Here is a 12,704-nt window from a genome sequence, read left to right on the forward strand (position 1 = left end):
GGCGATGACAACGCCGAGCGATAACATCATAGGACGATGACAACGTCGCCCCATCGTTTCAGGAAAGCCTCAAGTAGAAAATACGACTTCCGTCCCCGAGCACCTGCAGGCACCAGCCCCGATCAGCTCATCGGGTCGTGGCAGGCGCCTCACGCGCCAGCTGGCCCCAGAAGTGGCCGCTGCCGCGCGACAGCGTCGGATCATTCATCAGGTAGGCAAAGGTGGCCATGGGGTCGAGGTCGGCAAAGGTCTCGGGGTGCAACCAGCGCGCGATGGCCTCCAGCGCGACGATGGCATAGGGCCCCTGGTGGAAGCCATGCCACAGCGCCATCACCCGGCCCTGCTTGACGGCATCCAGCGACTGCCAGCCGGGCAGTGTCTGCACCATGCGCGCCAGGTCGTGCTGGATATCCTCACCCGAGATGCCGATGCCGGCGCGCAGGCCATCGCCCTTGGCCCACTGGCCACCGGTATTGAGAATCGCCTCGGGCGGGTGTGCCAGCACCCACTCCTTGCTGAGGGTGGCACCGCTGACCGGCGCCAGTTCAGCGGCCAGATTGCGCCCGCCGGCCCGCGTGACCAGGTCCGCCACGCCGTTGTGCAGATTGGTACGACAGCAATCCACCTTCACCCCCGGTGCGATGTTGATCAGCACACGCGGGCGTTCGGAAATCGTCGCCAGACGTTCGTCAATCAGCGCCAGATGCGCCGCGATGGTGTCATCCACCTCGCGGGCACGCGCCTCGACGCCGAGCACCTCGCCCAGCAGGCGCACGCTGACCGGAGCATCCTGCAGCGGATGGTGATTGAACTCGACATACAGGTAGGGAGTGCCGACCTCGTCCAGCAGCGCCGCCAGCGGCGAGCCTTCGATACGTGAACGCTGGGAGAGATCGAACAGCACCAGGTCCGGCGTCAGCGCCAGCAGGGCCTCGCCCTCGAGGCTCGGGGTCGAGGCGCGACTCAGCGCTGGCAGCGTGGCAAGTTGCGGCCAGCGCGCTTCAAGACGCTCGGTCATTGCCGGGTCAAACACCGCCAAGGGGTAGGCCCAGCCGACGATGCGCTCAAGCGGCGCATCCAATAGCGTCAACAGCGCATACAGCTGGCGCGGCTGGGCGAGGAAGATGCGCTGCGGTGAGTCCTCAAGCGTCACCTCGCGCCCGGCGAGATCCGTGACCTGACGCGGAAAGCTGGCCTGGGTCTGCCCCTTGGCGACCGGCTCGGCGGCATGGGCAAGGTTGCCCGGTGCGCTCGAGAAGGCGCCTGCGAAGACAGTGGCGAGTGCCAGCAGGCAAGCGCCTGCCAGTCTTGTGCGCCTCGCCATCATCGTCTGGCTCCGGCATCGCGCGTGATATGGCCAATGTCGGCGTGGGCCGAGTCGGCGACGCGGTCGGTGAGTACCACCGGGTGGCCCAGCGAGCAGCTCTCGATCCGCGCCTCGATGCCGTAGGCCTCACGCAGATGCTCGGCGGTGATCACCTCCCGCGGGGCCCCGGTGGCCAGCAGGCCGGAGGGCGCGAACAGGATGATCTGATCGCAGAAACGCAGCGCCAGATTGATGTCATGCAGCGCGATCAGGCAGATGGCCTGCTGCTCCTGCACCACACCGCGCACGCCTTCGATCAAGGCCAGCTGCCAGCGCAGGTCCAGCGCACTGGTCGGCTCATCCAGCAGCAGCAGTTGTGGCTGGCGCACCAGCGCCTGGGCGAGACCGACCATCTGACGCTGGCCACCGGAGAGCGTGTCCATGCGCCGGAAGGCCAGCGAATGCAGCGACAGGCGCGCGAAGACCTGCTCGACCAGCGAATCCGTGGCCTCGCGGCTCAGTTCGGCACGCGCCGCGCGACAGGCGCTGGCCACGGCTTCATAGGCGACCAGACTGGTCGGCTGCGGCAGCGTCTGCGGCAGGTAGCCGACATGACGCATGCGATTCGCCCCGTGCAGCGACGACAGCGCAAGCTCGCCGAGGTGGATGTCGCCCTTGGCCGGGCGCATGCCGGCAATCGCCTTGAGGAAGGTCGACTTGCCGACCGCATTCGGCCCGAGCACACCGACCAGTGAGCCCGCCGGCAGCGGCGGCAGGTCGAGTTGATCGAAGATCATGCGCCGCTGATAGCCGGTGGTCAGCTGCGAGATCCTCAAGGATGCTTGCGAATCAAAGACGTGATGGCTCATCCCTGCCCCCTGCGCTGACCGAGCAGCAAGGCGAGGAAACAGGGGATACCGATCAACGAGGTCACGATCCCCACCGGCAGCACCAGTCCGGGTACCAGCGACTCACTGGCCGTGGCGGCCAGAGACAGTACCAACGCCCCCGCCAGCGCACTGCCGGGCAGATAGAAGCGATGGTCTTCCCCCAGCGCCAGACGCGCCATGTGCGGCCCGACCAGACCGATGAAGCCGATGGTGCCGACAAAGGCCACTGCCACTGCCGCCAGCAGGCTGACGCGTAGCAGCGCCGTGCGGCGCAGGCGGGTGACCGGCACGCCGAAGCTGCGCGCATGGTCTTCCCCGGCACGCAGCGCTGTCAGCGCCCAGGCACGCCGCATGGCGAAGGGCAGGCAGACGACCAAGACGCTTGCGATGATCGCGACTCGCTCCCAGGAGGCTTCCGACAGGCTGCCCATGGTCCAGAACACCAGCTGCTGCAACGCATCGGGACTGGCCACGAACTGCACCAGCGCATTGACGGCGTTGAGTACGAAGACCAGCGCGATGCCGAACAGCACGATGACCTCGCGACTGGCGCCATACAGCGAGGCCACGGCATCGATGGCCAGAATCGACAGCGCCGCGAACACGAAGGCCATCAGCGCGATGGTGTAGCTGGGCGGCAGCCCCGGCAAGGCGACATCCAGAATGATGACCAGCGAGGCGCCAAGCGTCGCCGCGGCGCCCACGCCCAATGTGAAAGGGCTGGCCAGGGCGTTGTTGAGCACGGTCTGCATCTCGGCACCCGCAAGCCCCAGAGCTGCACCGACCAGCGCCGCCATCACCGCCGTCGGCAGGCGAATCTGCCAGACGATGGCTTCATTGATCGGCCCGTGCGAACCGGGATTGATGAGTTCGCCCAGCAGATCAGACAGCGCGAGATCGGCAGGGCCGGTCATGATGTCGCCTAGGATGGCCAACAGCAGTGCCAGGCTCAGTGCGGCGAGAATCACCACACGTTTCCAGGCGAAGCGCCGGTATTGCTGGGCGAGCGTAGGCGACGATTCAGGCGCTGAGGCCTGAGCGTGCGCGGGGGGAGACATCGGACTTTTTTCAATCACCAGCAAGGTCTGCCACTAGGAGGAGGAAGTGAACTTCCATGCATCAGGGCCCACCGGAGCCGCCAGGCAGCTCGGCTATCAGCATGAATCATGCGCAGATGATAATGATTGACGCCTGCAGTCACAATGCGCACGGCCGCGACTGGCGATATGCGCGACTCGGCTCACGTCCATTCAACTCAGCCAGGCGGCGCCACCAGGCCTTCCTACACCAGTGCTTCCCACACCCGCCCTGCTCACGCCTGCCCTGCTCACGTCCGGCTCACGCACGCTTCGGCAAATACTCGACTCAGCAAATCTCAGGCTCGGTGAACAGGCCGGCAAAAACTTGGTAGCGTCATGGCGGGTTGCTATGTTCAAGATTCGCTCGTCCCTTCTCTTGCCCAGGAGTCTGACATGGCCCGCCTCACTGCAAAGGATTTTGCTCCCGAGTTGCTGGAGCTGTACGACGGATATGTGCATGGCAACATCACTCGCCGCCAGTTTCTGGATCGCGCGGCGGCCTTTGCCGTTGCGGGCATGACGGCCACCTCGATTCTGGCAAGCTTGAGCCCCGACTATGCGCTGGCTTCCCAGGTCGAGTTCACCGACCCCGATATCGTCGCCGAATACATCACCTACCCGTCCCCCGAGGGTCACGGCGAGGTGCGCGCCTATCTGGTGAAGCCCGCCAAGGCCAGCGGCCCGCTGCCGGGCGTGGTGGTGGTGCATGAGAATCGTGGCCTCAACCCCTATATCGAGGACGTGGCGCGCCGCGTGGCCAAGGCCGGCTATATCGCGCTGGCCCCGGACGGACTGAGCTCGGTGGGTGGCTATCCGGGCAATGACCCCAGGGGCAAGGAGCTGCAGGCACAGGTAGACCCTGAAAAGCTGATGAACGACTTCTTCGCCGCCATCGATTACCTGATGAGCGAGGACCGCACCACCGGCAAGATCGGCATTACCGGCTTCTGCTACGGAGGGGGCGTCTCCAATGCCGCCGCCGTGGCCTATCCGGAGCTTGCCTGTGCCGTGCCCTTCTATGGCCGCCAGCCGCGCGCCGAGGAAGTCGCCGCCATCAAGGCCCCGCTGTTGCTGCACTATGCGGAGCACGATGAGCGCGTCAATGCCGGCTGGCCCGCCTATGAAGCCGCGCTGAAGGAGCACGACAAGGTCTATGAGGCCTACATCTACCCGGACACCCACCACGGCTTCCACAACGACTCCACCCCACGCTATGACGAACAGGCCGCCAAGCTCGCCTGGGACAGAACCCTTGCCTGGTTCGAGAAGTATCTGAGCTGACCTCAGACGGCACCAGGAAGACGGCCTGCCCGCCTCAAGACAACGAAGCCAGACATCACGCTATCCCCGTGATGGCTGGCTTCGTCATTGTGAAGTGAGATCGGGGCCGATACCCCTTCAGGCTCAGGCGGGATCAGTTCACAACAGGCCTGTTCAGACTGACCTGTTCAGACCGACCTGTTCAGAACAGACCCGTTCTGAAAAAAACTCAGCTGCACAGCATGCCGCTGGCGACGATCTCGCTGAGCGTGCCCTTGCCGATGCCGCTGATGCGGGTCAGTTGACCGCTGGAACTCCACGGGCGCTGACGGATAATATCGGCGGCGCGGGCCGGCCCGATATTGGGCAGGCGATCCAGTTGATCGGCGTTGGCGGTATTGAGGTCTATACAGGTCTGACTCGCCGAACTGGAGGCGTTGGATGCACGACTGGCCACCTCTGTGCCCGCCGCCTGCGGCTGGCCGCCGTCCAGTGGCAGCAACGCCAGTGTCTCGCCAGTCACCGACAGATAGATCGGGGCGTGATCGGAGACATCGGCACGCGCCGCCTCATGACTGATGCCCAGATAGTCCGGGAAGCGGAACACATCGCCGCTGGCGCTGGGCCATTCGCTCGGCACATACCAGATGTTGTCGTAGAGCGAGGCATAGCGGCCATCGGTCTTGGAGAGCGTCGTCGCGCCCTCGGTGATCAGCGGGCGCAGGCCGAGGGTCCGCAGGTCTCCCCAGGCAGGCTCATCCGGCGCCATGTTGAAGTCGCCCATGATGATCGCCGGGGTGCCGGGCGAGATTTCCTTCATCAGGTCGTAGATATCTGCCAGCGCACGGATTTCCGGCGCGCGATCCGCCTTGCTGTCGCCGTAGACGATATGCACGTTGGCGGCGCTGAAGGCCCGCCCGCTGTCCTTCTCGACGAAGGTGGCCAGCAGCGGCTCGCGCGAGAACACATCCTCGGGATCGAGATAGACGGTCGCCCCGCCCTGATAGGCGATCGTCTTGTCGCGATACAGATAGGCGTAACGCTCGGTATAGGTGCTGCGCCCCACCGCATGGCTGACCAGGCTGTCCCACTCATCGCCGGTCAGCGCCTCAAGCTGCTGCTCGAGCTCGCTGACGACCTCCTCTTTCATCACCTCCTGCAGGCCGATCAGGTCCATATGGCTCGCCACCGCCGCGACCTGCTCGAGATGCTTGCCGTTGTTCCAGCCGGCATGCTTCAGATTCCAGCTGGCGATCACCGCATCCGCCTGACTGCTGGCCGCAGCGCCCAGCAGCACGGGCACGGTCAGTGCCATCACTACCCTTCTGGCGATGCGCTCAAGCCGAGAACCGCCAGACGGCTGCCGTCCGCGCGGGAGCTTGCTGTTGTTGCTCGTGCTGCTGTTGCTCATGCTGCTGTTGCCAGCGAAATCCAGGTGACTGCTGCTCGTATTGCTGACGCTACCGCGCTGACCCGTTCGTATCACTGCGTGACCCTTGACTGATAACTCGTACACAAAAGACCGTAAGAGACTGTATCTTATGGACTTGTCGTCAAGGTTTATAGAACCACGATATTATTTATTATCCTTTGCGCGACTCTTGATAGATGACAGGGAGCTAGCGCGTCACACCACCGTCAGCGCCGGACCTTGCCACTTGACCTTTCAGCGCCAGCTTTTACTCTCGAGCGCTGATGCTTCCTTTCTCCAGTCACGAGATCCCATGCCCCCATCGTCATCCCTTTCTCCCGGCAGCCTGCTGAATCAGCTGCGCCAGACCACGCCGCTGGTGCACAACATCACCAATCACGTCGCGATGACGCCGACCGCCAATACCCTGTTGGCCATCGGTGCCTCACCGCTGATGGCGCATGCGCAGCAGGAAATTCAGGAGATCTCCGCCATCAGTGCGGTGCTGTCGATCAATATCGGCACCCTGTCGCCCAGCTGGATCGAGGCCATGCAGCTGGCCGCGATGTGCGCCCACCGCGATGGCAAACCCTGGGTGCTGGACCCCGTCGGCATCGGCGCCTCCAGCCTGCGCCAGTATGCGTGCCGCGCTCTGCTGGAATATCGTCCCAGCGTGATTCGCGCCAATGCCTCCGAAGTGCTGGCGCTGGCCGGTGAGATGAATCAGGGTCGTGGCGTGGACAGCGGCGATGACGGTGAGGGTGCGCTGGAGCGCGCCAGTCGGGCCGCCGTCGCGCTGGCGCGCGCGCAGAACTGCGTGGTGGCGATGACCGGCCGTGTCGATGTCGTCACCGATGGCCAGCGGCAAATCACGGTGCAGGGTGGTCATGCGCTGATGGGCCGCGTCACTGCCATGGGCTGCGCGCTGAGCAGCGTGGTCGCCGCCTTCCTCGCCGCCACCCTCGCCGGGCATGACGACACCCTGCACGCCACTGCCGCCGCGCTGGCCTGCTACGCCGAGGCCGGTGAGACGGCGGGCCAGTCGGCGCAAGGCCCGGGCAGCTTCGTGCCACGCTTCATGGATGCCCTGTATACTCTCGACGCCGATTCCACCCCGCTAGCCTCCCGTCTGGAGCTGACCGATGTCACTTGATCTATCCCTTTACCTGGTCACCGACCCCGCGCTGTGCGCAGAGCACGGCCTGGAAGCCACCGTGATGGCCGCCGTGCGCGGCGGCGTCAGTGTCGTGCAGCTGCGCGACAAGCATGCCAGCGACGAAGAGATGATCGCCCAGGCCATCCACCTCAAGGTGCTGCTGGACGAGTACGAGGTGCCGCTGATCATCAATGACCGCATCGAGGTCGCGCTGGCCAGTGGCGCCGATGGCCTGCACATCGGTCAGAGCGATGGCGACCCGGTCGAGGCGCGTCGCCGTCTCGGCGAGGACGCCTTGATCGGCCTCTCGGTCCAGACGCTTGAGCAGCTCAAGGCCGTCGATGTCGAACGCATCGACTACCTCGGCCTCGGCCCGGTGCATGCCACCCCGACCAAGCCGGATCATGCCGCGCCGCTGGGCATCGAGGGGCTCACGCAGCTCGTGCGCTCAAGCCCGCTGCCGACGGTCGCCATCGGCGGCATCTCGCTGGCCAATGCCGGTGAAGTCATGACCAGCGGCACCGACGGCCTCGCCGTCGTCTCGGCGCTGTGCAGTGCCGAAGACCCCGCCGCAGCCGCCCAGCAATTCCTGGCGCAGTATCCTTTCTGATCAGAGATGAGCTGAACTGAACTGAGCTGAATTGAGCCCGCCAGTCACGACAACGCCCGCCATGGTCAGCCATGGCGGGCGTTGTCGTCTTTGCTACCTGAACTGATTGAGCGGATCAGCTGGTCGCCAGGTCACTCTCTGCATTCGCCACCAGCGCGAACTCCTCCTCGGCGGTCTTCGCCACCAGCCGATGACGGCTGAAGATGGCGTAGTAGGCGATGCCCACCACGAACAGCACCAGGGTGTAATTGAAGGCACGCGGATCGAAGGCATAGACCCCGGTCAGCGCGATCAGCGAGAGCACCAGCGCGATGGCGGACGTCACGATGCCGCCCGGGGTGCGATAGGGACGCGCCAGCGCCGGTTGACGCAGGCGCAGCAGGATATGGCTGGCCGCCATCAGCGCATAGGAGACTGTTGCCCCCACCACCGCCATGCCCAGAATCAGATCGCCCTCGCCGGTCAGCGAGACCAGGAACCCGAAGATGCCCGGCACCACCAGCGCCCAGGTCGGCGCCTTGCGCTTGCTGGTCAGCGACAGCGTCTTGGGCAGATACCCCGCCCGCGACAGCGCGAAGACCAGACGGCTGTAGCCATAGATGATCGAGAAGAACGACGCCACCAGCCCCGCCAGGGCCAACACATTGACCAGTGTCGCCAGCCCCTCGCTGCCGGTGGCCTTGAGGGCATCCACCAGCGGCACGGCGCTGCTGCCGATCGCCTCGGCCCCCGCGGCGCCGGCCAGCAGGAAGACGACCAGCACGGCGGTGAACATCAGAAACAGCATGGCGCCGATGATGCCGCGCGGGACATCACGGGCCGGGTTGCGTGATTCCTCCGCCGCCAGCGGCACCCCTTCCACGGCCAGAAACAGCCACATGCCGAAGGGCAGCGCCGCCCAGATGCCATACCAGCCATTGGGCATGAAGTCGCTGGCGCCCCAGGCATCGGTCGGAGCGATATCGAACAGGCGACTGCTGTCGAAGTCACCGATCAGCGCGACGGCGGTGGCGATGATCGCGAACACGGCCAGGCCGCTGATCACCATCATCACCTTGAGCGCCTCGCCGACCCCCGCCAGGTGAATGCCGATGAACACCAGATAGAAGATGGCGTAGATGATCGGGCCATTGATGCCCAGCAGCGATTCCACCGCGCTGCCGATGAAGATGACGATGGCCGCGGGGGCCAGCGCATATTCGATCAGCACGGCAAGACCGGTGAGGTAGCCGCCTGCCGGCCCCATCGCCTGGCGGGCGAAGCTGTAACCGCCGCCGGCGGCCGGAATGGCCGCTGACATTTCCGCCAGCGACAGCACGAGTGCCAGGTACATGATGCCCATCAACAGCGCGGCGATCGCGAAGCCGCCCCAGCCCGCCTCGCCGATGCCGAAATTCCAGCCGGCGAAATCGCCGGAAATCACATAGGAGACCCCGAGGCCCGCCAGCAGGACCCAACCTGCCGTCCCTTTCTTCAATTGGCGCCTGGCCAGATAATCCTGCTCATTCGTGTCGTGATTCGTGTCGCGAGTCATGGTGCCGCCTTGTTTCCGTCAAGCTTTTGTCATTGTTGGATCGGGAGATTCCCGCTGCTGCGCTGCCGTCCCATCAGGACAGCAGAAAGTTCTGGATACCGGTGCCGCCTTCCAGCGCCGTCTCGCCGCTTCTGTCCTTGAGACCCACGCCGGTGAGGCCGAGCTTGCGTGCCTCACGTAGCAGGTAGTGCAGACGCTGGGCGGCCATCGCGAAGTCGAGCCCTGCCGGGCGCACGTTTGAGATGCAGTTGCGGCTGGCATCGCTCAGGCCGACGCGCGGCTGCCAGGTCAGATAGAGCCCGAGGCTATCCGGAGAACTGAGGCCGGGACGTTCACCGACCATCACCAGCACTGCACGGGCATTGAGCAGCTCACCGACTTCATCGCCGATCGCGACCCGCCCCTGCTCCACCACGCTGATCGGTGCCAATGACCAGGCATCCGGCCCGTCTTCTGCCAGCGCCTCCAGCAATGCGGCGATGAAGGGCGCGGCATTGTTCTGCACCGCCAGAGACGAGAGCCCATCGACGACCACGATGGCCAGATCGGCAGGCTGGGCGTCGAGAGCGGACAGCTGCTGACGCGAATCCTCATCGAGGCGACGGCCGTAATCGGGGCGCTGCAGGTAGCTGGTGCGATCCACGGCGCGACTGTGCAGTCGCTGAATCTGCGGAGCATGCTCGAGCGCCGCGAGCTGATTGAGGTCCTCGATCAGTCGGGGAATCTCCAGCGGCAGGTGGACGGCGTCCTGGGCGCGGGCGTGCGCCAGCTGGAATTCCAACGAACGATTGGTCGGCAGGCTGATGCCGGCACGGCCAAGGCCGATGCGCGCATCCGTGAACTGGCCAAGCCGCTGCCAGGGGTTGGGCGTGACGATGGCATCGGGTTCCAGGCTGCACGAGACCGCGTCAGCAGAGGGCTGGTCAGGGTTCATGCGTCACCTCCTGTCACCTGACGCAGTGAATTGGCGAAGCGGTCGGGCATCTCGCTCGGCAGTGCCTGGGTGGCGACATCGGTGAAGATCTGCATCTCCTCGAGCCAGGCGGCGAATTCCGGTGCCGGTCCCAGACCCAGGACCCGCCGTGCATAGAGAGCATCGTGGAAGGAGGTGGTCTGATAATTGAGCATGATGTCATCCGAGCCGGGGATGCCCATGATGAAGTTGCAGCCCGCCACCCCGAGCAGCGTCAGCAGAGTATCCATGTCGTTCTGATCGGCATCGGCATGATTGGTGTAGCAGATGTCGCAGCCCATCGGCAGGCCCAGAAGCTTGCCGCAGAAGTGGTCCTCGAGGCCGGCGCGGATAATCTCCTTGCCATTGAACAGATACTCGGGGCCGATGAAGCCGACCACGGTATTGACCAGCAGCGGCGAGTACTTGCGCGCCACCGCATAGGCGCGCGCCTCGCAGGTCTGCTGGTCCAGGCCGTGATGGGCATCGGCGGACAGCGCACTGCCCTGGCCGGTCTCGAAATACATCACGTTGTCACCCACCGTGCCGCGCTTGAGCGACAGCGCGGCCTGCTGCGCCTCCGCCAGCACGGAGAGCTCGACACCGAAGCTCTCGTTGGTGGCCTGGGTGCCGCCGATGGACTGGAAGACAAGATCCACCGGGGCCCCCTGCTCGATGCACTCGAGGGTATTGGTGACGTGGGTCAGCACGCAGGACTGGGTGGGGATCGCGTACTTCTGGATCACCTCGTCCATCAGACGCATCAGCTTGATGCTCTGCGCCACGTTGTCGGTGGCCGGGTTGATGCCGATCACGGCGTCGCCGTTGCCGTAGAGCAGGCCATCGAGAATGCTGGCCGCGATGCCGGTGACGTCATCGGTGGGATGGTTGGGCTGCAGGCGGGTCGAGAGATGGCCACTCTTGCCGATGGTATTGCGAAAGGCCGTGACCACCTCGCACTTCTTCGCGACCAGAATCAGGTCCTGATTGCGCATCAGCTTGCTGACCGCGGCGGCCATTTCGGGGGTGATGCCGACGCGCACCTGCGCCAGCACCGCGGGGGTCGCGAGGTCACTCAGCAGCCAGTTGCGGAAGTCGCCGACGGTGAGATGCGCGATCGGCAGGAACGCCACCGGATCATGCTCATCGATGATCAGGCGGGTGATGTCGTCCTGTTCGTAGGGAATCAGCACGTCTTCGAGGAAGGTCTTGAGGGGCAACTCCGCCAGACACAGCTGAGCGACGACTCGCTCCTCGGCGGTTTCCGCGATCACGCCAGCAAGACGATCTCCGGAGCGGGCGGGCGTCGCCTTGGCCATCAGCTCGGCCAGATTGGCAAAACGATGGACCTGACTGCCCAGGGTGTAACGGTACTCGCGGCTCATGGGAAATTCCTTGCCCTGACGGATGTCATTTCATATCAGTCGTTTTGCAGGAATCACGCCAATCTCCCTCCATGCCTCTTTGGTCCTGCATGCGCCTTGAAGCCGCATTGCGCAGGCCTGCACCTGCACCACTGCGGTGCATGACCGCGTTCCCCCTCGGTGCAGTGAGTCGCGGGCATCAGCCGCGTGCGCCCCCCAGCTCCGTGATGATCGCCTCGCGCTGCTTGAGCGAAGCCACCCCGGCATCGCCCAGCTTGCTGGCCACCTCGCTGAGCAGTCCTTCGGCGAGAAACATGAAGGCGCTCATGCTGTTGCTGTAGAAGAGGCTGTGATTGGGCACATGGAAGCTGTAGCGCGCCAGCGGCTCCAGCGGAGAGCTGGCCGAATCGGTCAGCGCGATCACCTCGACCCCACGCTTCACCGCCACCTCGGCGCAGGCCACCACGCTTGGGGTATAGGGGAAGCAACTGGCCACCACCAGCACGTCACCAGCCGACAGCTGGGCCAGTGCATCGGCCACGCCCTGTCGACTGGCATCCAGCGGTGCCACGTCCGGGCGCAGCATGCCCAGCCCATAGGCCATGAACAGCGCCAGGGAATTGAACTGACGCATGCCGTGCAGGCGCACGCGCGGCGCCTCGGCCAGCAAGGTGGTCGCGGCCTCGAAGGCCGCGGCGTCCACCCTCTCCAGCATGCTGAGGATGTTGGCGCTCTCCTGTCGTCCCAGCCGCGCAAGCTGGGCCATGGCGCTGCTATCGGCGTCTCGCGCCAGCAGCTGCGAGGCCTGCTGGCTGTAGAAATGCTCGCCATCCGTCACCGCTTGGCGAAAGACATCCTGAAACCTGCTGAAGCCCTCGTAGCCCAGCCGCTGGGCCAGACGCGAGAAGGTCGAGGCGTTGACGCCGGTCAGCTCCGCCAGCTGGCTGATGGAAGACACCGCCGTGCGTTGCGGGGACTCGATCAACACCGCCAGCACGCGCCGGGAACTCGCGCCGAGACGAATCTCCACCTCACGACGATCGATCGCCGCCAGCAACTGCTTCAACCCCTCCAGGGTCTCCGGCGGCGAGTCAGGGGATGCGGGCCCGGGGGCTCGGGAGGATGGGGGCATGGAATACCTC

Annotated in this window: 11 protein-coding genes; 3 read left to right on the forward strand and 8 right to left on the reverse strand. The window is 65.0% G+C overall.

All coding sequences use genetic code 11. From position 1 onward, the window contains the following. Positions 1–127: 127 nt before the first annotated feature. Genes LCW13_RS11355 through LCW13_RS11365 form a run of 3 tightly spaced genes read right to left on the reverse strand, consistent with a single transcriptional unit; the run spans position 128 to position 3,254 of the window. Positions 128–1,327: an ABC transporter substrate-binding protein gene (locus LCW13_RS11355; RefSeq protein ID WP_225346924.1), complete on the reverse strand. Its 1,200-nt coding sequence runs from the start codon at positions 1,325–1,327 to the stop codon at positions 128–130. Then, positions 1,324–2,175 (reverse strand): ABC transporter ATP-binding protein, encoded by an 852-nt coding sequence (locus LCW13_RS11360; RefSeq protein WP_225346925.1) that lies wholly within the window; start codon positions 2,173–2,175, stop codon positions 1,324–1,326. Before LCW13_RS11360 ends, LCW13_RS11355 begins: the two co-directional genes overlap by 4 nt. Next, on the reverse strand, positions 2,172–3,254 hold the full coding sequence (locus LCW13_RS11365) for a FecCD family ABC transporter permease (RefSeq protein ID WP_225346926.1): 1,083 nt from the start codon (positions 3,252–3,254) through the stop codon (positions 2,172–2,174). Before LCW13_RS11365 ends, LCW13_RS11360 begins: the two co-directional genes overlap by 4 nt. Before the next feature lie 414 nt (positions 3,255–3,668). Between LCW13_RS11365 and yghX the strand changes: the two genes are divergently transcribed. Beyond that, positions 3,669–4,556 (forward strand): YghX family hydrolase, encoded by an 888-nt coding sequence (gene yghX, locus LCW13_RS11370; RefSeq protein ID WP_131432393.1) that lies wholly within the window; start codon positions 3,669–3,671, stop codon positions 4,554–4,556. 208 nt (positions 4,557–4,764) lie between these two features. Here the strand turns inward: yghX and LCW13_RS11375 are convergent, their stop codons facing one another. Beyond that, complete coding sequence (locus tag LCW13_RS11375; protein WP_225346927.1) at positions 4,765–5,850, reverse strand: endonuclease/exonuclease/phosphatase family protein; 1,086 nt, start codon at positions 5,848–5,850, stop codon at positions 4,765–4,767. A gap of 409 nt (positions 5,851–6,259) precedes the next feature. Here LCW13_RS11375 and thiM point away from each other — a divergent pair, with 409 nt between their 5' ends. Together thiM and thiE are read left to right on the forward strand one after the other, a co-directional pair. Next, positions 6,260–7,099, forward strand: a complete 840-nt coding sequence (thiM, locus tag LCW13_RS11380; RefSeq protein WP_225346928.1) for a hydroxyethylthiazole kinase — start codon at positions 6,260–6,262, stop codon at positions 7,097–7,099. Continuing rightward, complete coding sequence (thiE, locus tag LCW13_RS11385) at positions 7,089–7,712, forward strand: thiamine phosphate synthase (protein WP_225346929.1); 624 nt, start codon at positions 7,089–7,091, stop codon at positions 7,710–7,712. Before thiM ends, thiE begins: the two co-directional genes overlap by 11 nt. Positions 7,713–7,827: 115 nt before the next feature. Here the strand turns inward: thiE and eat are convergent, their stop codons facing one another. The 4 genes from eat to LCW13_RS11405 all read right to left on the reverse strand — a co-directional run bounded on the left by eat (position 7,828) and on the right by LCW13_RS11405 (position 12,694). Then, complete coding sequence (gene eat / locus LCW13_RS11390) at positions 7,828–9,246, reverse strand: ethanolamine permease (protein ID WP_153636184.1); 1,419 nt, start codon at positions 9,244–9,246, stop codon at positions 7,828–7,830. 73 nt (positions 9,247–9,319) lie between these two features. After that, positions 9,320–10,180 carry an ethanolamine ammonia-lyase subunit EutC gene (gene eutC / locus LCW13_RS11395; protein ID WP_225346930.1) on the reverse strand — a complete coding sequence of 287 codons (861 nt, stop codon included), beginning with the start codon at positions 10,178–10,180 and terminating at the stop codon, positions 9,320–9,322. Continuing rightward, entirely contained in the window at positions 10,177–11,583 is a 1,407-nt protein-coding gene (locus LCW13_RS11400; RefSeq protein WP_225346931.1) for an ethanolamine ammonia-lyase subunit EutB, read from the reverse strand. Before LCW13_RS11400 ends, eutC begins: the two co-directional genes overlap by 4 nt. Positions 11,584–11,761: 178 nt before the next feature. Then, on the reverse strand, positions 11,762–12,694 hold the full coding sequence (locus LCW13_RS11405; protein WP_107336380.1) for a MurR/RpiR family transcriptional regulator: 933 nt from the start codon (positions 12,692–12,694) through the stop codon (positions 11,762–11,764). Positions 12,695–12,704: the final 10 nt, after the last annotated feature.

This window comes from Cobetia amphilecti, from assembly GCF_020217465.1.
GTDB classification, from domain to species: Bacteria; Pseudomonadota; Gammaproteobacteria; order Pseudomonadales; family Halomonadaceae; genus Cobetia; species Cobetia amphilecti.